This window comes from Deferrisoma palaeochoriense (genome assembly GCF_054656955.1).
The window spans coordinates 1-24,750 of the sequence record NZ_BAAHXI010000011.1 but is presented as its reverse complement, the minus strand read 5'-3'; the positions used below and the strand labels follow the sequence as shown (position 1 = coordinate 24,750).

Sequence of the window (24,750 nt, the reverse complement as noted above, 5' to 3'; positions counted from 1 at the left end):
GGCTCTAGCTTCCCGTTGCCCGGGCCCAGACCTCGTCCACGGCCCGGGTGAGGAGTTCGAGGCCCACCGGATCGGAGAGCCGGTGGTCACCCCCCTTGACCAGGGTGACCTGGACGTCCGGGGTGGACAGGGCCTCGGCGAGCCGCACCGACAGGCTCCACGGGACCTGGTCGTCGGCCAGGCCGTGCAGGAGCCGCGCCGGCCCGTCGAGGGGCACGGGCCCGGAGAGCACCCGCCGGGTCCGGCCGTCCTCCACGAGCCGGCGGGTGATCACCGTGGGCTCGGGGCCGTAGGGGTTGGGCGTGAGAACCCGGCCCTCGGTCTCGAGGCGCCGCCGGGCCTCGGGCCCGAGGCCCGGCTCCACGAGCTCGGCCGTAAAATCCGGCGCCGCGGCCACGGTCACGAGCCCCCGGACCCGGCCGGGCCGGTCCCGGGCCACCAGGGCCGCGATCCAGGCTCCCATGCTGGAGCCCACCAGCACCACCGGCCCTTCGGCCACCCGGTCCACCACGGCGAGGGCGTCACCGGCCCAGGTCCCCACGGTCTCGTCCTCGAACCGGCCGGCCGAGGCGCCGTGGCCCGCGTAGTCGAACCGCACGAAAGCCATCCCCCGCCCCCGGCAGTGGGCCTCGAGCGCCGTGGCCTTGGTGCCGTCCATGGTGGAGGTGAACCCCCCGCAGAACACCACCCAGGGCCCGCGGCCCGGGGTGGCCCGGTAGGCCAGGCGAGGACGCCCGGCCCGGTCCAGGAACCGGGGCTCAGAGCTCATAGAGGGTCTCGTCCACCTCGGGGGGCCGCAGCCTCTTCTTGAGGGCCTTCCACCGGGGCCCCGCCGGCCCGCCGCCCCCGGTGAAGGGGTCCTCCTCCTCGAGGATGTCGCCCATCTCCTCCTCGATCTTGTCCGGGTCCTCCCCGGCCTCCATCCGGCGGATCGCCTCCTCCATGCCGGGGCCCAGGTTCATGCCGGTGGCGTCGTAGAGCTTGCGCATGAGCCGGGCCACCTGCCGGGGGTCGTCCTCGTCGATGGAGTCGGCCTCGGCGGCCAGGCTCTCCATGGCCTGCTCGAGGCGGGTCTCGTCGATGTCGGGGAGGTCGTCGTCCCCCTCGCCGCCCGTGTCTTTCCGGCCCTTCGAGATCGCAAAGAGCGACACCTGCCGCTCCAGGTCCTCCCGGCCGCACCGGGGGCAGTCGGGCCGCCGGGCCGGGTCGGGCCGCCGGGCGAGGAAGTTGAAGATCACGTGGCAGTCGGGGCAGTAGAACTCGTACACCGGCATGGTTCGTACCTCCTGGTTCCCTCCCTCGGTCCGCCGTGGCCGGTCGCGGGGAGTCGGGTGGGGGCGCGGGCCCGGGAACCGGCGGCACCCTTCGGAGGCCCCCCGCGCTCCCCCGCGGAAGAGGGGGAATAATGGGGCGGGAGCCCCGAAAGGTCAACCGCGGGGTTCCGGGTCGGCCAGGGCCGCCACCGCGTAGGCGGCCGCGGAGAGGCCGAGGGTCCAGGCGTATCCGGCCTCCGGGACCACAAGGCCGGCAAGGGCCGCGCCGGCCACCGAGGCGAACCCGTTCACCCCCCAGGCCCACGGCACGAGCCGGGGGGCCCGGGCCCCCACCCGGGCCAGGCCGGCGGGGAACGGGCGGCCGAGGACGAAGCCCGTGGCGGCGACGAGCGCGGTGGCGACCCCCAGGCGCGCCGGGGCCGCCGCGCCCCCGGCCGCCCCGAGGAGCGGTCCGAAGCCAAGGGCCAACAGGGTCGCCGCCCCGGCAGCGGCTCCGGCGGCCGCGGCCGGGGCCGTCGTCCGGGCCGAGGCCGCGCCGGCGCCGGCGGCCACGAGGATCCCGGCCAGGGCGAGCCCCGCGCCGGCCGCGGGATGGCCGACCAGCCGGCCCAGGGTCTCCACCAGGGTGACCTCGCAGCCCATGAACCCGAACCCGAGCCCGGCGAAGTAAAGGGCCGGCCGGACGGGAAGTCTCGCTTCGAGCCGCCGGAGGGGCCAGAGGATCAGGGCCGACCCGGCTAAGGTGGCCACGGCCAGCACCCCGGCCTGGAGAAGGGGCGCCTCCTCCGCGAACCCCGAGGTCCCCAGCCGGCGGTTTCGGATCCACTCGGGCAGCCGGGTCCAGCGGAGCGTGCGGCCGAGGGCCGGCCGAAGGTCGGTGGCCGGCGTCGTCCGGAACGGGTACCGCCGGAGGGCCGTCCGGTCCGGGCCGAGCGCGGCGCGGGCGGCCTCGAAAAACCACGGGCGGTCGAGCCAGTGGTGCCGGTTGGCCTCGGAGGGGGCCATGCCGGGGATCCAGGCGAGGTCGAAGGCGAGGGCGTCGCACAACTCGCGAAGCCGGGCGAGGTCTTCAGGCGAAAACCCCCGGGGGCGCACCAGCACCTGGGTTGCGCCCCAGGAGCGGACCCAGGCGATGGCCCGGCCGGGATCGTCGAGGCCCAACCTCCGGAGGGCCTCGGCCGCCGTGGTCACCACCTGAAGGGACGTGCGCGGGGGCACCTCGGCGCCGGCCGCGATGGAGAGAACGCCCCCCGGCCCGAGGCGGCGGAGGCAGGCGTACAGGCCCTCGGCCGTCAGGAGGTCGGGGGCGGCCCCGACCTGCCGGTAGGGCCCCGGGGCCGCGAGGTCGACGAGATCGTAGCGCTTCCGGGTCCGGGCCACGGCAAGCCGTGGGGGTTCGTGGGCCCAGACGATCCCCGGGCGGCCCCGGGCGGCCGGCCGGGTCGGAACCCGGATCGGCTCCACGGCCACCACCCGGCGGGCGCCGAGCCGAAGGGCGCCTTCCGCCCGGAACCCCAGGCCGGCCTCGAGCACGAGCACGGTCTGGGGCTTCCAGAGGCGGTAGGGGAGGGACCAGGGGAGGCATTCCAGGTAGTCCCACGGGGCGTCGCCCGGGGGGAGGGCGTCCAGGAGGTCCCCGTCGAGGAAGGCGGCCCGGGCCGGGGGCGGATCGTGGGGGCAGGCGAGCGAAAGCCCCGGCGCGTGGCGAAACGGAACCCCAGCGGATCGGGCGACCGTGAGCCGGCCCCAGGGCGTCCAGGCGTCCACCTCGACCCGGGTGCCCGGGGTAGCGAGCATCCGGGCGAGCGGCTTGTAGGGCGAAAGCCGGGGCTCGAGGAGCCGGTCGGGCCAGGCGGTGCCAAGGAGGAGCCCGGCCAGGCCGACCGCCGCCGCGGCCCTGGGGCGGAGGAGGGACGCGGCGGAGAGGGCCCCCACGAGGCACACGAGCCGCAACCCCCACGACGGCGGCCCCAGGTGCACGACCGCCACGGCGAGGGACGCCCCGGCCGCGGCCCCGGCGAGGTCCGCGGCGTAGAGGGGGCCGGGCCGGGCGGCCTGGTGTCGGTAGGCCAGGGCCAGGGCCAGGCCGGCTAGGAAAAAGGGCGCCCCCAGCGCGAGGTACACGGCGCCGAGCCCGAGCCAGGGGGCGGGCGACCACAGGAGCTCCAGCGGGTTCAAGGGGACCGCCTCGGCCAGGGCGAACGCGGCGGGCGCGCCGATCCCGAACGCCCCGGCCAGGCCGGGAAACGCCCGGCGCGGCGGGAGGGCCTCCGGCGAGACCGTCGTGACGACCGCCCCGGCCGCCCCGAACCCCAGGAGGGCGAGGCTGATCACCGCCCCGGCGGCCGGGGCCCAGAGCTTGAGCGGCAGGAGCTTGAGGAGGAGGGTTTCGTAGGCGAGGACGCCGGCGGAGAGGAGCCCCACCGCGAGGCGGAGCCGTCCGGGGCTGGGGGCGGCGCCCACGGCCGCGTCCCTACCCGGGGCCCCCGGTCAGGGGCACGAACCGCACGGGCAGGAGTTCCCGGCTCGTGACCGTTCCGGCCCCGTCGGTTTCCACCACCGTTAGCGTCTGGATCCGAAACGGCCCGCCCACCGGGATGACCATGCGGCCGCCGGGCTTGAGTTGCCGGACGAGGGGGGGCGGAACGTGGTCCGCCGCCGCCGTGACCACGATGGCGTCGAAGGGTGCGGCCTCGGGCCACCCGTAATAGCCGTCGCCCGTGCGGCACTCGACGTTTCGGTAGCCCAGGCGTGCGAGCCGGCCCCGGGCGGCCGCCGCGAGCGGCTCGATGATCTCGATCGTGTACACCCGGGCCCCGAGTTCCGCGAGCACGGCGGCCTGGTAGCCGGACCCGGTGCCCACCTCGAGCACCCTGGAGCCGGGGCCCACCCGGACGAGTTCGGTCATGAGGGCCACGATGTAGGGCTGGGAGATGGTCTGGCCGTGGCCGATGGGGAGGGGCCGGTTCTCGTAGGCGGCGTCCCGGTATTCGGCCGGAACGAACTCGTGGCGGGGCACCCGGGCGAGGGCGGCGAGCACGGCGTCCGAAAACCGGTCGATCCCCACCTGGGCCCGGGTGAGCGCAAGGTCAGCCTGGATGTCTTGGATCATCCGTTGCCGGGCCGCTGCGAAGGGGTCGGCCCGGCCCGGTGCGGCGGTTGCTGCGACGAGGAGAACGGCCAGTGCCAGGTGTCTCATCTTGGCCTCCGGTACCACGTCCACCCGTAGACACCGAGGCTCGCTCCGGCCACCGCGAGAAAACCGGCGGCAACCCAGACCCGGGGGAGTTCCGCGTAGACCACGGCCTCGGCTAGGCGGCCGAGAAACGTGCCCGAGGGCCCGGGGGCGTCGCCCTGCTCCCGCAGCCAGGCCTCCAGATGGGTCAGCGGGCAGACCCGATTTCCGGCGACGATCCAGGCGGCGAACCCGAGCCCCGCCAGGTGGAGCCGCCTCACCCACGTGTGACGGCATCCCAGGGCTGCCCCGAACACGAGAAACAGCACCCACCCTAGGTGGATCCACGCCACGAGATCGGCGAGCCAGATCCAGCCCGGGGACCCGGGAGGGTGGGGCGCGGGGATGTTCGTGACCACGGAGTTCCCTCCCACGAAACGGCGCCGAGACGCGGTGGGAGCGGCCCCCGCCGGGGCGCCGGCGAAGGGACCTCCGGGGTCCGCCTGGCGGCGGCGAAGCCCCTCCGGAGGCCCGGGCACGGGCCCCGGCCCTACCGCCGCCGGAGCTTGCGGCGGATGTGGTCCCTCTGGCGGGGAGTGAGGTCCCTCCACCGGCGCAGTTGGTCGAGGGTGCGCCGGCGCTCGGCCGGGGGCATCCGCATGAGCCGCTCGAGGCGGCGTCGGTACTCCTCGCGCCGTTCCGGGGGAAGAGTCTGCCACCGGCGAAGCCGTTGGGCCAGGGCCCGGCGCTCCTCCGGCGACATGGCGCGAATCCGGTCGAAGTTTCGCCGGATGAAGGCCTTCTGCTCGGGGGTGAGCCGCTTCCAGCGCTCGTAGCGCCGCCGCAGGCGTTCGCGTTCCTCGGGGCTCAGGCTCTTCCACCGGCGGTAGTTGCGCAGCACCCGCGCCTTCTGCTCGGGGGTGAGGCGCTCCCACCGTTCCCGGAGGCTCTCGGCCCGGGCCGCGGGGGCGAGGAGCGCCCAGCCCCCGAGGGCCGCGAGCCGGGCGAGGGCCTCCCTGCGGCCGATCCCATCAGTCGCCATCGCGGTCCTCCTCTCCCCCTTCCCCGTCCTCCTCCAGGGGCAGGGCCTCGGCCTCGTCCATCGCCAGGAAGAACTCGAGATCCTTGAGGATCTCGTCGAGTTCCTCGGGGGAGGGTTCGGGCGGGGGAGTCGGGTCATCCGGCATCGTCGAGCGCCTCCAGCGCGTCCAGAAGTTCCAGGAGTTCCAGGTTTTCGGCGAGGTCCAGGGACTCGAGGAGCTCCAGGTCCACCTTGGCGAAGTCGATCCCCTCGTCCCCGGGCACCGCCGGGGGCCCCGGCCGCCGGAGCACCAGGAAGGCCGCCCCGGCCGCGGCCAGGGCCCCTCCGGCCCAGGCCCAGGCGGCCCAGACGGCCCTCGCTCGGCGGGTGGTCCGGGCGAACACGGCGTCCGCGAGGCCGTTGCGGGCGGACGCGGGCACCTCCGGAGCGGCCTCGTGCACCTCGGCGGCGAACCCCGACGCCCGGGCCCAGGCTTCCCGGCACCGGGCGCACCCCGCCCGGTGGGCCTCCCAGGCCGGATCGGCTCGCCCGCCCCAGACCGCCTCGGTCAGGGCGTCGGCGTATTCGGGGCACGGGTCGATGGGGTTCATCGGAGTCCTTCCCTCCACTCCGCGAGTTCCCGCTGGAGGGCCTGGGTGGCCCGGAAGAGGTGCGCCTTGACCGCTCCGGGGCTGATGCCCAGCGCGGCCGCGGTTTCGGCCCCGGTAAGCCCGGCCAGGGCCCGCAGTTGGAACACCTCCCTCTGGCGCCGGGGGAGGTTTCGCAGCGCGCGGGCGAGCGCCCGCCGGAACGCGCTTCTCTGGGCCTGGTCCTCCGGGCCGTCCCCGGGGTCGGCCGCCAGGTCCTCGGCGGCCGGGCCGGCCTCGTCCTCCCCTTCGGTCCGGTGCCGCCAGGGCAGGAGGAACGACCGGACCTTCCGCCGCCGCAGTTGGTCGCGGCAGTGGTTCGCGAGGATCGGGAAGAACCAGGTCGCCGGGTCGGCGTCGCCCCGGAACGTGTGGCGGCGGCGGTACGCCTTCACGAGCGCCTCTTGCACGGCGTCGCGGGCCTCGTCCCAGTCGCCGAGGAAGGCGTGGGCGAGCCGCAGGGCCTTCTCCTGCACCTCTACGACGAGTCGTTCAAACCGGGCGTCGTCCATCGGGGGTCCGGGGCACGGGAAAGGGAGGTTCATGGGACCGCCCCGGGCGCCGCCCCGGCTTCGTGCCCTTTAGGACGCGCGCGGTCCGCCCGGGGTTTACCGGCCCCCTCAGAGAGTCAGAACAGGGTCGGCTGCCGGGCCGGTTTGGCCGGCTTGGGGGGGGATTCCTCGGCCTCCGGCTCCTGCGCAGCCTCCGGCTCTGGCGCAGCTTCCTCCCGGAGGAAATGGGCCTCGATGTCCTGGAACGGCGGGACCTCCTCCTCGGGGGTCTCGAAGGCGGGGGTGCGCTGGAGTTGGGTCTCCCCGCCGCGCCAGAACCCGGTCCACTGGCCGGGGGCCACGCCTTCCTGCTCGATCCAGGCGGCCGCTCCCCCGACCCGGGCGTCCAGGAGGTCCAGGTGGTGGAGAACGAGGGCCTCGAGGGTCTGGGGCTTCACGGGCGAGCCCCACTCGGCCCGCTCGTGGTGGGCGAGCACGAGGTGCATGAGGTGGAGTTTCAGGTCCTCGGGGAACCCCGGGAGCTCCCGGGTGCGGCGGTCGATCTCGGTCACCCCGAGGGCGATGTGTCCCACGAGCCGGCCGGCGTTGGTGTATTCGCCGGTCACGTCCTCGAACTCCCGGATCTTGGCCACGTCGTGAAGGAATGCCCCCGTGAGCAGGAGATCCCGGTTCAGGCGGTCGCCGTACACGGTAGCAACCGACCGGGCGAGATCGAGGAGGGTGGCCGTGTGCTCCAGGAGACCCCCGGCGTAGGCGTGGTGCATGGATTTCGCGGCGCGGGCCTCCTCGAAGGTCTCCCGGAACCCCGGCTCTTCCAGATAGCTCGCCACGAGCCGCCGGAGGTTGGGGTCGGCGATCTCCCCGAGGGCTCCTTCCACCCGCTTCCAGCAGGCGTCCAGGGCGTCCCGGTCGAGACCGGGACGTAGCTCCGAGAGGTCGAGCTCCTGGAGTTCCGCCTCGTCGAGCCGCCGGAGCCAGGCCACGTGCAGCTGGGGCCGGTCCCGGTGGGTCCGGAGCCGGGCCCGGACCTCCACCATGTCCCCGGGGGCCGCCGCTCCCTCGTACAGCTCCACGTCCTGCCACACGAACCCCTCGATGGAGCCCGTGCGGTCCTCCAGCGTGAGTCGGAGGTACCGGTCGCCCCGGGAGCTCACCGCGCTCGACAGAGCGCCCAGCCGGAACAGGTCCACGAACTCCGCCTCAGAGCCCCGGTGCTGCTTGAGGGATCGTACGGTCCGGCGCTTCTGGGCCAAGGGGGTCCTCCATCAAAAAGGGGGGGCGACGAAACCACAAGGGTACCGGGGCGGGCGCCCCCAGGCAAACCCGTGCCCAAGGATGAAAAAAGGAGGGCCGAAGCCCTCCTTTGGGTGCCTATTCTCGGTGGCGCTACTTCTTCTTCGCCGGGGCCTTGGCAAAGGCGCCCATGTCGGCCTTGTCGCCGTGACACAGGGCGCAGAACTTGCCGAGCTCGCTACCCTTGGCCACCGTGCCCCGCAGGTACTTGTAGTTGGGGTTCGAGGGGTGCGGATCGTGGCAGCTCGTGCAGCCCAGGGTGCCGTCCTTACGCAGGAGTTCGGCGGGCACCTTCACCTTGTTGGGCTTCATGCCCACGGGATGGGTCTGGGCGAGGTGGATCGGCACGATGCCCTCGTCCTCGTTGTGGCAGCCCAGGCACAGGGCGGCGTCGCCCTCGGCGCCCTTGCCGGTGGCCGGGTTCTTTTCCTTGGTGTTGGGCGCCACGGCGAGGATGGCCTTGCCCTTAGCGTAGTGGATGGAGTGGCATTCCACGCAGTTGGGGTCGTGGGGGCCATAGGCCCAGGCGGCCGGGGCGGCCAGACCGAGAACGACGGCGGCGGCGAACAGCTTCCTCATAGCTCCTCCTCCTTTGGGGTGGGAATCGCGTCGGCCAAAAGAAAAGTGGAACAAGCGGGAACCCCTCGCCCGGCCCCTCCCCGTGCCGGGCGCCGGTACGCTACCCGATCGGTTCCCGGGGTGTCAAGCCGGAAAACGGGGAATCCGTCGGACCCCGGGCCGGCGCCACTGCGCCTCACGGGGCCCCGGCCTTTCGCCGGGCCGCGAGCAGTTGGTATGCCTCGTCGGTGGGGATCCCGGCCAGCTTTGCGAGTTCCTTGGCCGCCTGGCGGGGCGGGAGCCCCCGGGACTCCACCCGGGAGAGCGAGGTTTCGAGGTCGAGGGGGTCGCCGGCGGGTTCCCTGGGATCCCGTCCGCGCACCCCCCAGCAGACCTCCCCCCGCACCCGGTCCCGGCCCCGCAGTTCGGCCAGGATCTCGGACAGGGCGCCGAAGAGGAACTCCTCGTAGGGTTTGGTCATTTCCCGGGCCAGGGCGGCCTCGCGGTCGCCGAACGCCTCCAGGGCGTCCTCGAGGCTGGCCACCACCCGGTGGGGCGATTCGTAAAACACCAGGGTTTCGGTGCGGCCGGCGAGTTCCGCGAAGAGCCTGCGGCGGGCGGTTCGCCGTTTGGGAGGGAACCCGAAAAAGGAAAACGCGTGGGTGGGCAGCCCCGAGGCACTCAGGAAGGCGGCCACCGCGCTCGGACCCGGCACGGGCACCACCCGGTGGCCGGCCGTGCGGGCCAGACGCACCAGGTCGAACCCGGGGTCGCTGATCCCGGGGGTACCGGCCTCCGACACCAGCGCGATCGTTTCGCCCCGCTCCAGGCGCTCTAGGAGTTGCCGGGCGCGGGCCTCCTCGTTCCACTCGTGGTACGACACGAGGGGCACGCCGATCCCGTGGCGGGCGAGGAGCCTCGCCGCGGTGCGGGTGTCCTCGGCCGCCACGAGGTCCGCTTCGGCCAGGACGCGAAGCGCCCGCAGGGTGATGTCGTCGGGGTTGCCCAGGGGAACCGCCACGACGAAGAGCCGGCCCTTCTCACGGGGGGTCATGGTGCCGCATCGCTCCGGACGAAAGGGGGTGCCGGCACTCTACCCCCCCGGGCCGTGCCGGGAAAAGCCCTGCCCCTTGCGGGGGCCGAAACGCTTGGGTACGTTGCCGGACGCGGGACGCGCCCGGGCCGGTCCGGACGGGCCCCGGGACATACCCCCGAGGGGAGGGAGGCGATGACGCGAACGGCGCGGCAACGGGGCGGCCTCGTGCCGCCGGACGGCGGCCCGGGCGGCCACCGGTAGGGGGAAGCCGATGCTCGCACGGGTGCGGTCGGCCGCGGTGCTCGGGGTCGAGGCCTTTCCGGTGGACGTGGAGGTGGACGTGGCCCACGGGCTCCCATCGTTCACCGTGGTGGGGTTGCCGGATGGGGCGGTCAAGGAGAGCCGCGACCGGGTGAAGTCGGCCATCCGAAACACGGGGTACCGGTTTCCGCCCCACCGGATCACCGTGAACCTGGCACCGGCCGACGTGAAGAAGGAGGGCGCCGGGTTCGACCTGCCGGTTGCCCTCGCGGTCCTAGCCGCCGACCCCGACTTGGCGGTCCCGATCCCGGAAGGGATGGGGTTTCTGGGGGAGTTGGCCCTCGATGGCGGGGTGCGCCCGGTCCGGGGGGTCCTCCCCATCGCCCTGGAGTCCCGCCGGCTCGGGTTTGCGGCGCTGTGCGTTCCCCGGGAGAACGCCGAGGAGGCCGCCGTGGTGGGGGGACTCACGGTGCACCCGGTGGACTCCCTGGGCCAGTTGGTGGAGGGGCTTCGGGGCGGGGGCCTGGAGACGGTCAAGGCCGACCTCGCCCAGCTCCTGGCCGCGCGAGAGACCCACGACGTGGACTACGCCGAGGTCCGGGGGCAGGCCCACGCGAAGCGGGCCCTGGAGATCGCCGCGGCCGGGGGCCACAACGTGCTCCTGGTGGGTCCCCCGGGTTCGGGCAAGACCATGCTGGCCCGGCGGCTTCCCACGATCCTGCCGCCCATGACCTGGGAGGAGTGCTTGGAGACGAGCCGGATCTACAGCGCCATGGGCATCCGGGACGGGGCGAGCCCGCTCGTGGTCCGGCGACCGTTCCGGGCGCCCCACCACACGATTTCCGACGCGGGCCTGATCGGCGGCGGCACGGTGCCCCGGTGCGGCGAGATCAGCCTGGCCCACAACGGCGTCCTGTTTCTCGACGAACTCCCGGAGTTCAAGCGAAACGTGCTTGAGGTGCTGCGCCAGCCCCTGGAGGACGGGGAGGTCACGATCGCCCGGGCGACCACCTCGCTCACGTTCCCGGCCCGGTTCACGCTGGTGGCGGCGATGAACCCCTGCCCCTGCGGGTACTGGGGCGACCCGTACCACGCGTGCGCCTGCTCTCCGGCCGCGCTCCGAAAGTACCGCACCCGGGTGAGCGGGCCGCTCCTCGATCGGTTCGACCTGCAGGTGGATGTGCCGGCCGTGCCGTTTCGGGAGCTCCACACGGGCCCGCCGGGGGAGTCGTCGGCGGAGATCCGGGCGCGGGTGGAGGCCGCCCGCCGGCGCCAGGAGGAGCGCTTTCGCGGCACCGCGATCCGCTCGAACGCCGCCATGTCGAGCCGGGCGGTGCGCCGGTGGGCCACGCCGGCGGCCGACGCCGACCGGATTCTCCGGCACGCGGTGGAGCACCTGGGGCTCTCGGCCCGGGCGTACACCCGGGCCCTCAAGGTGGCCCGCACCATCGCCGATCTGGCGGGGGTCGAGGAGGTGCTCCGGGAGCACGTGCTGGAGGCCCTGCAGTTCCGAACGACCGTGCGCGAGACGCTCTCCCGGGCCTGAGGCCTTGTCAGCCGGGGGGCGCGATGCTATGTTCCCGCGTCTTTCTCTCGTCCGGAGGCGGCGAAGGAGGAGCCATGCCGAAACGGAAGATTCTGTCGAGCCTGGAAGCGGTCTACGACGAGGACGGGGTGGTGTTCTACTGCGACGGCGAGCCCGTGGAGGACATGGAGTTCTCCTGGGAAGACCTGTTCGACGAGGAACTCCGGGCCGAGGCCGCCGAGGAGCTGGCCGAGTACGTGGAGGCCGACGAGCTCGAGGACGTCGACAACCCGGTCCAGGTGATCCTGTCCGAGTTGGCGAAACTGCTTCGGACCCCCGTGGCCCGGAAGGCCTACGAGTCGTTCGAGGAGGAAGACGACGAGGAGGACCTGGACGAGGAGGACGAGGACCTGGACGAGGACGAGGACTAAGCCGGAGTGCGGGGGGCGTCTGTCACGGTTCCGAGGGGCAAGGAGTTGCGGATGCAGTTGCCGAAGGGGTTCAAGCAGGAGGAACTGACCGCGGAGCAGGTGCGCAACCTGCGGGAGGTGGCCCGCCAGGTGCGCGGCGACGTGCTCAAAATGATCCGGGTGGTCGGCGAGGGCCATCCGGCCGGATGCCTGTCGTGCGCCGAGACCCTGGTCACCCTCTACGCCGCCGCCAACGTGCGCCCCAGCGATCCCGACGACCCCAAGCGGGACCGGATCGTGCTGAGTCCCCCCCACCTCACGGCGGCTCTCTATGCGACCCTGGGCCGGTTCGACTTCGTGGACCGGGACGATGCGGTGAGCCTGTTCGCCAAGGCCGGCAGTGTGTTCGAAGGGGCTCCCAACCGGGCGATCCCGGGGGTGGAGTGGACCGGAGGGGTGCCCGGCGCGGGGTTGGCGGCCGCGTGCGGGTTTGCCCTGGCCGGCCGGGTGGCCGGGGCCAAGAACCAGGTGTTCGTGGTCATGAGCGACGGCGAGCAGCAGCGGGGCATCGTCGCCGAGGCCCGCCGGTTCGCCAAGCGCAACCGCCTGAACCAGATCACGGCGCTCATGGATGCCAACGGGGTGGTGGCCACCGGGAAGGCGGCCGAGGCGTACCTCCAGAGCATCAAGTACGAGTACATCGCCGACGGCTGGGACGTGATCGAGGTGAACGGCCACGACCCCGATGACATCTACCGGGCCATCCGCCGGGCCATCCAGATCCAGAGCGCCCCGGTGCTCGTGGTGGCCCGGACCACCTCGGGATACGGGGTCTCGTTCATGGAGAACGATCCCAAATACCACGAGGTGCGGTTCTCGGAGGACGAGTACCAGGAGGCCATGCGGGAACTCCGCCTGGAGCCGGCCCTGGAGGAGGAACGGGAATACCGCACGGCGTTCGGAGAGTTCGATCTGAGCACCGAGGACGAGCCCGAGGACGCGCCGGTTTTGGAGCTCCCGGAGGGGGGCCGGGAGTACGGGGCCGGCGAGAAGGTCTCCGGGAACGAGGCGCTGGCCGCGGTGCTCCACGACGTGGTGGAGGCCCAGGCCGCCTCCGACACCGCCGGGCCGGTCGTCCTGTTCGAGGGAATGGTGGCCGTCGGCCGGGGGGTGGTGAGCCTGCCGAAGCCCAAGGACCGGTTCTTCGAGGTGCGCGGGCAGCACGACACGGTCGCCCTTACCCTGGGGACGTTCAGCCTCTCGGGCGGGGTGCCGGTGTGGCTCGCCCGGGGCACCGACGCCCTGGAGGGGGCGTTCCAGAGCCTGCGGCTCGACGGGATCAACCGCACCCACGTCAAGCTGTTCGCGGGGGGGCTGGGGCTCGACGGCGGCCGCCGCGGCCGGGCCGGGCTTTGCCTCGACTACGTGAGCCTGGTGGAGAACCTGCCGGGATGGCGCCTGGTGTTCCCGGCCGACGTAAACCAGCTCGACCGGGTGGCCCGGGCCGTGTTCGCCGAGCCCGGCAACTGGGTCGTGGGCATCTGGGACGGGCCGACCCCGGTGGTGCTCGACGCCGACGGAAAGCCCCTGTTCGGTTGCGGCTACACCTTCGAGTACGGCCGGGTCGACGTGATTCGGCCCGGAGATTCGGGCGTCATCCTGACCACGGGACCCCTGGTGTTGGACGCGATCGAAGCGTGGGAGGCCTTGAAGGAGCGGGGCATGGAACCGGCCGTGCTCCACGTGCCGTCGCCGGGCGCCCTGTTGGAGGTGGAGGATCCGGAGCTCCTGCAGCACCTGCGCAAGGGCCGGGTCATCACCTACGAGGACCACAACGTGCGCACCGGCCTCGGGGCCCGTGTGGCCGACGTGATCGCGACCCGGGGCATCTCGTGCCGGCTCCTGGCCGTGGGCGTGGAGGGCGTGGGCATGGCCGGCGAGGCCGGCGAGGCCCGCCGGCGGTTGGGGCTCGACGCCGGCGCCCTGGTGGCCCGGGCCGCGAAGTTCCTCAAGCGGTGAGGGCCGGGTGACCCCCCTGCACGACGTCTCCCCCCCGGTCCCGGCGCCGGGGGAGCAGGAGCGCTTGCTGGACGAGTGGGGTGTGCCGCCCCACATCCGCCGCCACAGCCGACAGGTGGCCCGGGTGGCTCGCGTGCTGGGCGGCTGGCTGCGGCGGTTCGGGGAGGAATCCCTCGACCTCGCGTTGCTCGACGCGGCGGCCGTGCTCCACGACGTGGCCAAGGCCCGGTGCTTCGGGTCGCTCCAGGACCACGCGAGGGAGGGCGCGGAGATCCTCCGGGAGGCCGGGTACGAGGCCGTGGCCGACCTGGTCGGCCAGCACGTGGAACTCGCCTCCTTCGACCCCGAAGGCCCGGTGGGGGAGGCCGAGGTCCTCAACTACAGCGACAAGCGGGTCCGCCACGAGGAGGTGGTGAGCCTGGCCGAGCGGTTCGAGGACCTGATCCACCGCTACGCCAAGGGAAACGCCGAGGCCGAGGCCCGGATCCGGGCCAACTGGGACCGCACCCGGCGCCTCGAGGAAAAGCTGTTCCGATCCCTGCCGTTCACCCCCGATGACCTGACCCGGGCGGTCCGGGATTCGGCCCTCGAGGGCTGAGTTCCTGGCAAAGGGGCCCCCGGGGGAACCCCGACCCCTTCTGGATTCCCCTACACGCGTCCGCGCGCCGGTCCCGCGCCCCCGCGGGTTGTGGGGCCGCGGCCGGGTGTGTTTGAATCCATCCCCTTACGGTTTCGTTTTGCGGAGGCGCGGCCATGGCCCGATGCGACCGGTGCGGCGTGGATCTGCCGGCGGGCAGCCTCAAATACCTGGTGACGATCCACGTGACGGCCGATTTCGACGGCGTGCTGCCCGACCAGGGGGAGATGGAGGACCTGGAGGCGTTCATGCGGGCCATCGACGCGCCGGACTCCCCAGAGGCCGGAAAGGACGTGTACCAGTCCCAGGGGTTTCTCCTGTGCCCCGCGTGCAAGGCGTCGTTCCTGGACGATCCCCTGGGCCTCCGGGCCGCGGGGGAGTCCCAGGCCAGCCGGGGGAGGGTCCATTGACGGCGCGACGTGCCGTCTCCCTGACCCGGCCCCTGTGCCCCCTGGGGAGGGGACGCTCCTGCAGGTTTCCGCTGGCGACGAGATGGGGCTCGGAAGCGGGTGAGCCGCCGGGCCGCCCGGCGGCCGAGCCGCCCAGCCCCTCGTAAGGACCCCATGCGATACGGACGCGCACTGCTCGAGGTGGAAAAGCCGGGCCGGTACGAGGGCCTGGAGGTCGGGGCCGTGGTCCAGGACTGGGCCGCGGCCCGGGTGCGGGTGGCCCTGTGCTTCCCGGACGTGTACGAGATCGGCATGAGCCACGCGGGCCTGCCGGTGCTCTACCACGCCCTGAACCGCGCCGAGGGGGTCCTGGCGGAGCGGGCCTACGCCCCGTGGAAGGACATGGAGGCCCTCCTGCGCCGGCGGGGCTGGCCCCTGGTGACCCGGGAATCGGGCCGGCCCCTCCGGGAGTTCGACCTCGTGGGGTTCACGCTGCCCTATGAGCTCTCGATCACCAACGTGCTCCTGATGCTCGATCTCGGCGGGATCCCCCTGCGGGCCGCCGACCGGACCGAAGGCGACCCGCTGGTGGTGGCCGGGGGGCCCGTGGCGGCCAACCCGGAGCCCTTCGCCCCGTTCTTCGACGCCGTGTTCGTGGGCGACGGGGAGGAGGCCGTGGTGGAGATGGCCCGGGTGCTGGAGGCCGCCGGCCCCGACCGGGCGGCCCGGCTGGAGGCCCTGGGACGGGTGGAGGGGGTGTACCTGCCCGCGCGCACCCGGCCCCGGTTCGAGGCCGGCCGGTTTGCGGGGTTCGAGCCCCCGGTGCGGGTGCGACGGCGGGTGCTTCCGGACCTGGCCGACGCTCCTCCGCCGGAGCGGCCCCTCGTGCCCTTCATCGGCACCGTCCACGACCGGCTCTCCGTGGAGGTGTGCCGCGGGTGCACCCGGGGGTGCCGGTTCTGCCAGGCCGGGTTCTACTACCGGCCCGTGCGGGAACGGCCGGCCGGGCAGGTGCTCGAATCGGTCGGCCGGGGGCTCGCCGAAACCGGGTACGACGAGGTGGGGCTCCTGTCGCTCTCGACCGGGGACTACTCGGCGATCGGCCCCCTGCTCGTCCGGCTCATGGCCGAGCACGCCCCGAAGCGCACGGCCGTGAGCCTGCCGAGCCTCCGGGTGGACAGCCTCGACGACCGGGTGCTCGAGGAGATCCGCCGGGTGCGGAAAACCGGGTTCACCCTGGCCCTCGAGGCCGGAACCGATCGGCTTCGCCGGGTCATCAACAAGAACATCACCGAGGCTGAGATCTTCGGCGCGGTCCACAAGGTGTTCGCGGCCGGCTGGAAGGGCCTGAAGCTCTATTTCATGATCGGGCTTCCCACCGAGACCCCCGAAGACCGGGAGGCCATCGTGGAGCTCGTGCGCCGGGTGGCCCAGGCCGCGCCCAAGGGCCGGGGCCGGGTGGGGGTGAGCCTCTCCACCTTCGTGCCCAAGCCCCACACGCCGTTCCAGTGGGCCCGGCAGATCGGGATCGCCGAGACCGAGGAGATCCAGGCGTTTTTCAAGGAACGCCTGCGCCGGGGCAACGTGGAGCTGCGCTGGCACGACGCCCGGATGAGCCTGCTCGAGGGGGTGATCGCCCGGGGCGACCGGCGGCTCGCCGACGTGATCGAGGCGGCCTACCGCCGGGGCTGCCGCATGGACGCCTGGACCGGGGAGTTCCGGTGGGACCTCTGGGAGGAGGCGTTCGCCGAGGCCGGGCTCGATCCCGAGGCGTTCCTCGCCGAGCGCGACCCGGGCGCGCCCCAGCCCTGGGACGTGGTGGACCTCGGGGTGGACCCGGCGTTCCTCAGGGGCGAATGGGAGCGGGCCCAGCGGGCGGAGCCCACCCCCGACTGCCGGGACGGGGCGTGCCAGGGGTGCGGGTTGTGCGATTTCGACGAGGTTCGGCCTCGAAAAAGCCCGCCGGCCGAGTACCCGCCCCGGGCCGAGCCGCCGGAGGAAACCGAGGACCTCTCCCAGGTGCCCCGGGTCCGGTTCCGGTTCGAGAAGATGGGCCCGGCCTCGTTCCTGGCCCACCTGGAGACCGTGGGCGCGCTCCACCGGGCCCTGCGGGCCGCCGGCGTGGACCTCGTGTACTCCCGGGGGTTCCATCCCCAGCCCCGGCTGGTGCTGGGGCCGGCCCTGCCGCTCGGCACGGAAAGCCGGGCGGAACTGGCCGACGTCAAGGTGTGGACCGTGCCGCCCCTGGCCGAGACGCAGGAACGGCTGAACGCCCACCTGCCCGAGGGCCTGCGGGTGGACGCCCTGTGGGTGTTGGGCCCCGACGCCAAGGGGCTTACCGGTGGGAACACCCGGGAGGAGTACGAGGTGGTGCCCTCGGCCGAGGCCGATGCGGCGGTGCGGGACCAGGGAGGGTGGCCCGCCCGGATCGAGGGGTTCTGGGCTGCGGCCGGGTTTCCGGTGGTGAAACGCCGGAAAAACAAGGCCGACCGCGTGTTGGACGCCCGGCGGTTCGTGGAGGGGCTGTGGGCCGACGCCGGCCGGGTGTTCGTGCGGATCCGCCGCGACGAGAACGGCACGGCCGTGACCCCGGAGGACCTCCTGCACACCCTGGCCGGGCTGCCCGACGGCGTGCGGGCCTGCGAGCGCATCGTGAAGGTGCGGATGCGCCTCGCGTGACGGGACCGGGTATGCGGGGTACCACGGAGGGCACGGAGAACGCGGAGGAGAGACGATCCTGCTTCCGGGCCGGGCCGCCCGCGTGCGAGCCGGTACGGGGGACTCACGCCGCCGGGCGGAGGCGTTCCGGCGGGCCGTTCTCGCCAGGGTGACGGGCTTTTTCCCACTTGGGGCGGGGAAGGGGTTTGGCTTCCTAGCCGCCGAGCCTTCCAGCTTCCCAGCTTTCCAGCTTTCCAGCCGACAGACCGGAGCCGACCATGGCCGACACCGAAGCCGCCCCCAGCGTCTCCAAGGAGATCGTGATCAACGCGACCCCCCAGGACACCCGGGTGGCGCTCCTGGAAAACAAGGTCCTGACGGAGCTCTACATCGAGCACGTGAAGGACCGCCGGGTCGTGGGGAACATCTACAAGGGCCGGGTGGTGCGGGTGCTGCCCGGCATGCAGGCGGCCTTCGTGGACATCGGGCTCGAGAAGGCGGCGTTTCTCTATGTGTCGGACGTCTATTCCGACCAGCGGGAGTACGAGGAGCTGTTCGGGTTGGAGGAGGACGCGGACGACGTGCCGCTGCGGCCCTCGAAACCGGCGGCCCCCATCGAGGATCTCCTCCACGAGGGCCAGGAGATCCTGGTGCAGGTGGCCAAGGAGCCCCTGGGCCGCAAGGGGGCGCGGATCACCCAGTACGTGAGCCTCCCCGGCCGGCACGTGGTGTATCTGCCCCACGTGAGCCACGTGGGGGTGTCGCGCCGGATCACCGACGACGCGGAGCGGGCCCGGCTGCGGGAGGTGGTGGCGGGGCTTCGCACCGGCCCCGGCGGGTTCATCGTGCGCACCGCGGCCGAGGGGTGCTCCGAGGACGACATCGGGCCGGAGATGGAGTTCCTGACCCGGCTGTGGGACGACATCGTGGAGCGTTCGGCCCGGGTGTCGGCCCCCAACCTGCTCCACTGCGACCTCGACATCTCGTTCCGGGCCATCCGCGACCTCTACACCCCCGAGGTCAAGCGGATCGTGGTGGACTCGGCCGAGGAGTACCGGAAGATCCTGGACTTCGTCACCACCTACGTGCCCAAGGCCCGGCCCTTGGTGGAGCTCTACAACCGGCCCGAGCCGATCTTCAGCTTCTACGACATCGAGATCGAGATCTCCAAGGCCCTGGAACGGCGGGTGTGGCTCAAGAGCGGCGGCTACATCGTGATCGAGCGCACCGAGGCCCTCACGGCGATCGACGTCAACACCGGCTCCTACGTGGGCAAGCGCAACCTCGAGGAGACGATCCTCAAGACCAACCTCGAGGCCGCCCGGGAGATCGCCTACCAGCTTCGGCTCCGGAACATCGGCGGGATCATCATCATCGATTTCATCGACATGGAGGTGGAGGAGAACCGCCGGAAGGTGTTCGAGACCCTGGAGGCCGAGCTCAAGAAGGACAGGGCGAAGACGAATCTGCTGGAGATCTCGAGCCTGGGGCTCGTGGAGATGACCCGCAAGCGGGTCCACGAGGACCTGGGGCGGATGCTGTGCGAGCCGTGCCCCTACTGCGAGGGCAAGGGGTACGTGCGAAGCCGCGCCACCGTGGCCTACGATGTGTTCCGGGAGATCCGGCGGCGGCGCCACCACCTCGTGTCGGACACCATCGTCGTGGAGGCCCACCCCGAGGTGGTGCACTACCTCTACGACGAGGAGCGGTCCGGGCTGGAGGCCCTGGAGAAGACCCTCGGGAAGCAGATCGTGCTGAAGGCCCGCCCGGGGCTCCACCAGGAGGAGTTCCGGATCGCGGAGGGAAAGGGCTGAGCGGCGGGGCGGCGGGGCGGCGAGGCGGCTGGGCGGCTGGGCGGGTTCCGCCGGGATGGGCGGCCGGAAAGAACGGCCGGTTCGGGGCCCCTGTAGGAGCGGCGTCCACGCCGCGATCCGGGCCATAGGCCCGCAACAGAGAGTCCGCCTCCGCCATCGCGCCCCTCCTGCCGGGTGCGCTGGCAAATATCTGCGGATCTTCGGCGCTCTCGCTTCCCGGCCTCCTAGATTCCTAGCTTTCCAGCCGTCTCCCAGCCTTCCAGCCTCCCTCACACCTGCTCCCGCTCGGCCAGCCGCAGGTACATCAGGGCCTTGGGGTTTTCCGGCGACCGCTCCAAGACCCGGTTCCACTCCTCCACCGCAAGCTCCACGTCGCCGCGGCTGTAGTGGGTGATGCCGAGCTGGATGCCGGCCTCGGTGTAGTGGGGGTGCTCCCGCTTGACCCGCTCGAACTCGGCGATGGCCTCCTCGTACCGGCCCATGTCCCGGTAGAGCACGCCCACCCGGGTGCGCAGATCGGGGAAGGTGGGCCCCAGGTTCAGGGCCTTTTGGTACTCGGCCTCGGCCTCGGCCAGCATGCCCAGGCTGTGGTAGATCTCGGCGATGTCGGCGTGGAGGTTGGCGAGCCGGCCCTTGATATAGGGGTCCACCGCGCCCTGGTCCACCCGGGAGGCCCGCCGGGCCTTCTGGAACGCCTCGGCCGCGTCGTCGTAGCGTCCGAGCTCATTGAGAACCACGGCCAGGTTCAGGAGCGCCTCGGTGTAGTGGGGGTTGATGTCGAGGGCCTCCCGGAACAGGTCCACCGCCCCCTCCCGGTCGCCCTTGCTGAAGGCGATCGCCCCCAGCATGTTGAAGATGTCGGCGAACCGGCACCCCATGCCGAGGAGCTTCCGGAGGTACCGCTCGGCCTCGTCGTACCGGCCGTCCGCAAAGGCCTCGCGGCCCAGGTGGGTGAGTTCCACGATCGCCGAGTCCACGCGAACACCTCCCTTCGGTCTGCCGGGCGGCCGGAGGCCGTTCCCGCGATGTCCGTGCACGCGCCGCGCGGTGGCGGGGTTCGCCCCCCCACCCGCCCCTCTACTGCGCCTCGGCCCGTTCGCGCTCGGCCTCGGGCTGGATCTGGAGCGCGAGTTGGAGGGCCTCGTCCCTGAGGGGTGACTCCGGGTAGGCCTGCACGAGCCCCTGGAGCCGCTCCAGGGCGGCGGTGAAGCGCTGTTTACGCAGGTAGTACCGGGCCACGTACATCTCGTGGGCGGCCAGGCGCTCCCGGAGTTCCCGCACCTTCTCCTGGGCCTCGGCCGCGTACTCGCTCTTGGGGTGGGCGTAGAGGAGCTTCTGGAACGCCTCGAGCGCTCTGTGGGTTGGAGTTTGGTCCTTGTCGGGGGGTTGGCTGATCTCGTAGTAGCTCATCCCCCGGCGGAAGAGGGCGTAGGGGACCTTGGGGTGGGTGGGGTGGAGCTCCTCGAAGCCCCGGTAGGCCGCGGCGGCCTCCTCGTACTTCTCCTGCCGGTAGAGCATGTCGGCCTCGAGGAGCTCGGCCTCGGTGGCGAACTTGGAGAAGGGGTGGTCGTCCCGGATCCGGTCGATGAGCTGCTGGGCCTCCTCGTACCGGTACTTCTCCACGGCCTCCTGGGCCCGGGTGTAGAGTTCGGCCGGGGAGAGGTCCTCCAGGCGCTGGGCGCCCCAGCATCCGGCGAGAAGTCCGGCGAAAGCCAGGCAGAGGAGAAGCCGCAGGGGTCGGGACAAGGCGTGCCTCCGTGGTTGGCGAAAACCCTACCGGCAAAGCCCGGGCGCGTCAACGCCGCAGGGCCGCAAGGGAGCTCTTGTAGGGGGGACGGGCCACCCCCCGCTCGGTGACGATGGCGGTGACGAGTCCGGCCGGCGTGACGTCGAAGGCCGGGTTCCACACCCCCACGCCCTCCGGGGCGATCCGGGCGCCGCCGCAGTGGGTGACCTCGGAGGGGTCGCGCTCCTCGATCGGGATCTCGTCGCCCGAGGCGAGGGAGAAGTCGATGGTGGACAGGGGGGCCGCCACGTAGAAGGGGATCCTGTGCTCCCGGGCCAGAACGGCCAGGGAATAGGTGCCGATCTTGTTGGCCACGTCGCCCGTGGACGTGATCCGGTCGGCCCCCACGACCACGGCGTCCACCCCGCCGAGCTTCATCCGGTACCCGGCCATGTTGTCGGTGATCAGGGTGACCGGGATCCCGTCCTTGTGGAGTTCCCAGGCGGTGAGTCGGGCCCCCTGGAGGAACGGCCGGGTCTCGTCGGCGAGCACCCGCACCCGCTTACCGGCCTCGGCCGCGGCCCGGATCACCCCCAGGGCCGTGCCGTACCCGGCCGTGGCGAGGGCCCCGGCGTTGCAGTGGGTGAGCACGGTGCAGGGGTCGGGGAGGAGTTCGGCCCCCAGCCGGCCCATGGCCCGGCAGGCCTCGAGGTCCTCGGCCTCGATGGCCCGGGCCTCGGCCTCCAGGGCGCTGACGGAGTGCGCCGGGTCGGCCCAGGTGCTTTCCAGCACCCCCCGCAACCGGTCCAGGGCCCAGAACAGGTTCACGGCCGTGGGCCGGGTGCGGCCCAGTCGCCCGGCCGCGGCCTCCACCCGCTCCCGGAACCGCTCGGCCGGCTCTGCCCGGGCGGCCCGGGCCGCCAGCACCAGGCCGTAGGCCGCCGTGACCCCGATGGCCGGGGCCCCGCGCACCACCATGTCCTCGATGGCCCGGGCCACGGCCTCGGCGTCGGCGTAGGTGTGGACGATCTCCTCGGTGGGGAGCCGGCGCTGGTCCAAAAGCCGCAGGGCCTCGCCGGTCCACTCGATCGGTCGAACCGTGTTCATGGGATCACCCCGGTGGACGAGGAAAACGGGCGGGCGAGTGTACCACGCCCGCCCGTTTGCCTCTACCCGACTTCCAGGGTGACCCCCACTGCGGCAAAGGAAAACCGCTCGCCCAGGGCGGCCGCCAACCGAGATGCCACCCCAAGCCCCGTACAGTGGGACGCGGCCAGGCGCTTCACCTCGAACTCGGCCAGGTGGTCCAGTGTCTGTTCGAATTGGCGGTCCTGGGCGAATCCCAGGTGGGTACCCCCCACCACGGTGTGGATCGGCCGGTTGGGCATCCTGGAGCGGATGTGCCGGAGGGTGTTGACGAGGCCCGCGTGGGCGCACCCCAGGACCACGACGAGCCCCTCCGGGGTGTCCAGCACGAGGGCCTGATCGTCCAGCAAGGGGTCCTGACGCCACCTCCCCGGGCCGTCGGGGAGCTTCATCGTGGGATCCGTGGGTTCGAAGTCCGTCACACGTGGGATTTCCCCGGTGAGGAAAACCCCGGGGCCGATCTCCCGGAACTCCCGGGCCACGTCGAACCGGGCGCCGAGGCTCTCGAGAAATTCGCGCTTGAAGGGAATCCCGATCTCCCGCTGGTTTCCGTCCTTCACCCAATAGCGGGTGAGAAACGCATCCGGGTGGGCGAACACGCTCACGGGGCGGGTTTGGGCCCGAAGGGCGTCGGGAAGCCCCGTGGTGTGGTCGTAGTGCCCATGGCTCAGGGCGATCCCCCGCGCTCGAGAGAGGTCGATGCGCAACGCCGCCGCGTTTCGGGCCAGGCCCACCCCCTGGCCGGTGTCGAACAACCACTCCCCGTCGGGCGTTTCGACCCACGCGGCCCAGCCGTGTTCCCCCACCAGGCCGAACGGGGCCGCGACGCTGTTTTCGCACAGAACGCGGATTCGGTATGCCACGGCTGCCTCCTTTCGGGTTGTCGGACCGGAGTCTACTTCTTCTTCGGCGCCGTCACCACGAAACTCGTGACCCCCACCCCGAAGTTGTTGGTGGCCGGATCCGCCGCCGTCACGACGATGCGGTAGTTGCCCGGTTTCTCCGGCCGATACGTTGTGCGGAACCGGCTGGTGCTGCCGGCATAGGCCAGGTCCAGGTGCGCGACGGGTTCTCCGTTCCTCTCGACCGTGGCTTTCACCGCATACCGGTTGGCATCCCATAGCCCGTCGGGTTTGATGGGGCAGCCGCACATCATGCCCACCTGTGCCTCCACCGGGATTTCGTCGCCCAAGGCAAAAAACTGGTGGGGGGCCGGCGACACCGGATACACCAGGAACCCCTGAATGTCGAAGACGATGCCGTCGCCGGTAATGTCCTGTCCTGGCAGCACCCAGAGCGTGCGGGACGCCTCCTGAACGTTGTTGCCGGCCGCCAAGGGACCCCGGAGCACCACCTTGACCTTTGTGGGCCGGTAGATGTCGATCGCGGCCACGAACGCCGCGGTGGCATCGTTCGACAACCGCTGGCCCCTTGCCGCCGGTTCTTTCATCAGAACGTTCGTGTTGCCCGTGCCCCCTTCGATCCGACCGGAGGCGAGCAGCGCCCCGGTGACGGCGTCGTATACCGCGACATCCATGCCGCCGACCCCGGAGCCGATGAACTTCGCGTCGTGCGCTCGGGCCCGGATGGTGAGATGGGTCTGGGCCGCGGAAGCCGCGGCCGACCAGATGAGTGTGAGGACAAAGAGGGTAGAGAGAATCGATCGTTTGCGCATGACGTCCTCCTTTCGGGTTGTGGTGTGGCGTCGGCACACGCCGGAATCCCTGCAGGGAAGTGGCGCGCAGAATCGTTTTGCCACAGCCTGGACACTCAGCAAGCAGTTTCTCGGTAAATTGCGGAATATTGGATGCCGAAGGGCGGCCCGCGGTTACCAAAACCAACGGACGTCTTGTCAGATCCTTCTGGTCGCTACGGAAACCAGCGGGTGGGGGGGCGGGTGGAGAGTGGGGTGCGGCCGTACCGGTGAACAGAAATCAGAATTCAGCCGACAGGATTCGGTGGCGCCGATGTGCACCGACCTCTGTCCCCTGATGTCCGATTTCTGACACGGAGGCCCTTTGCCCCCCAAGACGCGGGCGACGACTCCGTGTCAGTTGGAAGCTCCGGTAGGCCGCGAGGCGCGGCCTGTTCGCAGAAATAAGAACTTCCGCCTCGGCCACACGGTGAACCGTGGCCGTCTGGACCACGGGACCGAAGACCGCGAGACCGGCAACCGTGGATTGAAGTTACTTGGAAGCTCCCCAACGCCCCTTTGGGGCCCCACTGTGCATGACAGTAACGCCCGAGACGTGGCTCAGGGGTAGGAGCGGCGTCCCCGCCGCGATCCGGGCCGAAGGCCCGAAGGAACATGGTCGCGGCTCGAAAGCCGCTCCCACGAGTAGGGACAACCGCCGACGCTGGAATCCCAAAGGATTTTCGCGTCCTAGCGTCCTAGCCTCCTAGCGTCCCAGCGGGAAGTTACTTGGAAGATCCAGAACTCCCTCCACCCATGCCCCAGCCTACCGGGCTGACAACCGCGTGAGAAGGCGCGGCGGAAAGGGTGCCGCACTCGCGCCCGGCCGGAACCAGTCCCCCGCCCGCCTCCGGCAATACGTTTGACAATGTCATTAAGTTTAGCCGACAGGCTTGTAGGCCTGGATCTTGTGGCGATTCCTCACACGTTTCTGCCGGGGGTAGCTCCGGCCTGGG

General features: G+C 71.9%; 24 protein-coding genes. 7 read left to right on the top strand and 17 right to left on the bottom strand.

All coding sequences use genetic code 11. The annotated features are described in order from the left end of the window. Nucleotides 1-4 precede the first annotated feature (4 nt). The 12 genes from ACYQ8L_RS04815 to rsmI form a co-directional block, all read right to left on the bottom strand. On the bottom strand, nt 5-769 hold the full coding sequence (locus ACYQ8L_RS04815; protein ID WP_459940639.1) for an alpha/beta fold hydrolase: 765 nt from the start codon (nt 767-769) through the stop codon (nt 5-7). After that, nucleotides 759-1,274, bottom strand: a complete 516-nt coding sequence (locus ACYQ8L_RS04810) for an FmdB family zinc ribbon protein (RefSeq protein WP_459940638.1) — start codon at nt 1,272-1,274, stop codon at nt 759-761. The genes ACYQ8L_RS04815 and ACYQ8L_RS04810 overlap by 11 nt, the downstream gene beginning before the upstream one ends. Nucleotides 1,275-1,427: 153 nt before the next feature. Continuing rightward, nucleotides 1,428-3,737: a polyamine aminopropyltransferase gene (locus ACYQ8L_RS04805; RefSeq protein ID WP_459940637.1), complete on the bottom strand. Its 2,310-nt coding sequence runs from the start codon at nt 3,735-3,737 to the stop codon at nt 1,428-1,430. Nucleotides 3,738-3,747: 10 nt separating this feature from the next. Then, a complete protein-coding gene (locus ACYQ8L_RS04800; RefSeq protein WP_459940636.1) occupies nt 3,748-4,473 on the bottom strand; it encodes a protein-L-isoaspartate(D-aspartate) O-methyltransferase in 726 nt (241 codons plus the stop codon). Continuing rightward, nucleotides 4,470-4,868 carry a DUF2784 domain-containing protein gene (locus ACYQ8L_RS04795; protein ID WP_459940635.1) on the bottom strand — a complete coding sequence of 133 codons (399 nt, stop codon included), beginning with the start codon at nt 4,866-4,868 and terminating at the stop codon, nt 4,470-4,472. Before ACYQ8L_RS04795 ends, ACYQ8L_RS04800 begins: the two co-directional genes overlap by 4 nt. Before the next feature lie 131 nt (nt 4,869-4,999). Continuing rightward, entirely contained in the window at nt 5,000-5,491 is a 492-nt protein-coding gene (locus tag ACYQ8L_RS04790) for a DUF3106 domain-containing protein (RefSeq protein WP_459940634.1), read from the bottom strand. Then, entirely contained in the window at nt 5,481-5,636 is a 156-nt protein-coding gene (locus ACYQ8L_RS04785; protein WP_459940633.1) for a hypothetical protein, read from the bottom strand. Before ACYQ8L_RS04785 ends, ACYQ8L_RS04790 begins: the two co-directional genes overlap by 11 nt. Then, complete coding sequence (locus ACYQ8L_RS04780) at nt 5,626-6,081, bottom strand: hypothetical protein (protein WP_459940632.1); 456 nt, start codon at nt 6,079-6,081, stop codon at nt 5,626-5,628. Before ACYQ8L_RS04780 ends, ACYQ8L_RS04785 begins: the two co-directional genes overlap by 11 nt. Continuing rightward, nucleotides 6,078-6,629: an RNA polymerase sigma factor gene (locus ACYQ8L_RS04775; protein ID WP_459940631.1), complete on the bottom strand. Its 552-nt coding sequence runs from the start codon at nt 6,627-6,629 to the stop codon at nt 6,078-6,080. Before ACYQ8L_RS04775 ends, ACYQ8L_RS04780 begins: the two co-directional genes overlap by 4 nt. A 116-nt stretch (nt 6,630-6,745) precedes the next feature. Beyond that, nucleotides 6,746-7,882, bottom strand: coding sequence for a 3'-5' exoribonuclease YhaM family protein (locus ACYQ8L_RS04770; protein WP_459940630.1), 1,137 nt, complete (start codon nt 7,880-7,882; stop codon nt 6,746-6,748). Nucleotides 7,883-8,015: 133 nt separating this feature from the next. Further along, nucleotides 8,016-8,501: a cytochrome c3 family protein gene (locus tag ACYQ8L_RS04765; protein ID WP_459940629.1), complete on the bottom strand. Its 486-nt coding sequence runs from the start codon at nt 8,499-8,501 to the stop codon at nt 8,016-8,018. A gap of 175 nt (nt 8,502-8,676) precedes the next feature. Beyond that, nucleotides 8,677-9,534: a 16S rRNA (cytidine(1402)-2'-O)-methyltransferase gene (gene rsmI / locus ACYQ8L_RS04760; protein ID WP_459940628.1), complete on the bottom strand. Its 858-nt coding sequence runs from the start codon at nt 9,532-9,534 to the stop codon at nt 8,677-8,679. Nucleotides 9,535-9,787: 253 nt separating this feature from the next. Between rsmI and ACYQ8L_RS04755 the strand changes: the two genes are divergently transcribed. The 7 genes from ACYQ8L_RS04755 to ACYQ8L_RS04725 all read left to right on the top strand — a co-directional run bounded on the left by ACYQ8L_RS04755 (nt 9,788) and on the right by ACYQ8L_RS04725 (nt 19,229). Next, nucleotides 9,788-11,323 (top strand): YifB family Mg chelatase-like AAA ATPase, encoded by a 1,536-nt coding sequence (locus ACYQ8L_RS04755; protein ID WP_459940627.1) that lies wholly within the window; start codon nt 9,788-9,790, stop codon nt 11,321-11,323. Nucleotides 11,324-11,397: 74 nt separating this feature from the next. Then, complete coding sequence (locus tag ACYQ8L_RS04750) at nt 11,398-11,733, top strand: hypothetical protein (protein WP_459940626.1); 336 nt, start codon at nt 11,398-11,400, stop codon at nt 11,731-11,733. A gap of 51 nt (nt 11,734-11,784) precedes the next feature. Further along, nucleotides 11,785-13,731 (top strand): transketolase C-terminal domain-containing protein, encoded by a 1,947-nt coding sequence (locus ACYQ8L_RS04745; RefSeq protein WP_459940625.1) that lies wholly within the window; start codon nt 11,785-11,787, stop codon nt 13,729-13,731. Between the two features lie 7 nt (nt 13,732-13,738). Beyond that, complete coding sequence (locus ACYQ8L_RS04740; protein WP_459940624.1) at nt 13,739-14,329, top strand: HD domain-containing protein; 591 nt, start codon at nt 13,739-13,741, stop codon at nt 14,327-14,329. A gap of 155 nt (nt 14,330-14,484) precedes the next feature. Continuing rightward, nucleotides 14,485-14,778, top strand: a complete 294-nt coding sequence (locus ACYQ8L_RS04735) for a hypothetical protein (RefSeq protein WP_459940623.1) — start codon at nt 14,485-14,487, stop codon at nt 14,776-14,778. A gap of 153 nt (nt 14,779-14,931) precedes the next feature. Continuing rightward, nucleotides 14,932-17,436 carry a TIGR03960 family B12-binding radical SAM protein gene (locus ACYQ8L_RS04730; protein WP_459940622.1) on the top strand — a complete coding sequence of 835 codons (2,505 nt, stop codon included), beginning with the start codon at nt 14,932-14,934 and terminating at the stop codon, nt 17,434-17,436. 257 nt (nt 17,437-17,693) lie between these two features. After that, nucleotides 17,694-19,229: an Rne/Rng family ribonuclease gene (locus ACYQ8L_RS04725; RefSeq protein ID WP_459940621.1), complete on the top strand. Its 1,536-nt coding sequence runs from the start codon at nt 17,694-17,696 to the stop codon at nt 19,227-19,229. 269 nt (nt 19,230-19,498) lie between these two features. Here the strand turns inward: ACYQ8L_RS04725 and ACYQ8L_RS04720 are convergent, their stop codons facing one another. The 5 genes from ACYQ8L_RS04720 to ACYQ8L_RS04700 all read right to left on the bottom strand — a co-directional run bounded on the left by ACYQ8L_RS04720 (nt 19,499) and on the right by ACYQ8L_RS04700 (nt 23,776). Continuing rightward, nucleotides 19,499-20,206 carry a tetratricopeptide repeat protein gene (locus tag ACYQ8L_RS04720; RefSeq protein WP_459940620.1) on the bottom strand — a complete coding sequence of 236 codons (708 nt, stop codon included), beginning with the start codon at nt 20,204-20,206 and terminating at the stop codon, nt 19,499-19,501. A 100-nt stretch (nt 20,207-20,306) separates the two neighbouring features. Then, entirely contained in the window at nt 20,307-20,975 is a 669-nt protein-coding gene (locus ACYQ8L_RS04715) for an outer membrane protein assembly factor BamD (RefSeq protein WP_459940619.1), read from the bottom strand. 49 nt (nt 20,976-21,024) lie between these two features. After that, nucleotides 21,025-22,062 carry an S-methyl-5-thioribose-1-phosphate isomerase gene (gene mtnA / locus ACYQ8L_RS04710; RefSeq protein ID WP_459940618.1) on the bottom strand — a complete coding sequence of 346 codons (1,038 nt, stop codon included), beginning with the start codon at nt 22,060-22,062 and terminating at the stop codon, nt 21,025-21,027. A gap of 62 nt (nt 22,063-22,124) precedes the next feature. Next, nucleotides 22,125-22,964, bottom strand: a complete 840-nt coding sequence (locus ACYQ8L_RS04705) for an MBL fold metallo-hydrolase (protein ID WP_459940617.1) — start codon at nt 22,962-22,964, stop codon at nt 22,125-22,127. A 32-nt stretch (nt 22,965-22,996) separates the two neighbouring features. Continuing rightward, on the bottom strand, nt 22,997-23,776 hold the full coding sequence (locus tag ACYQ8L_RS04700) for a hypothetical protein (RefSeq protein ID WP_459940616.1): 780 nt from the start codon (nt 23,774-23,776) through the stop codon (nt 22,997-22,999). Nucleotides 23,777-24,750: the final 974 nt, after the last annotated feature.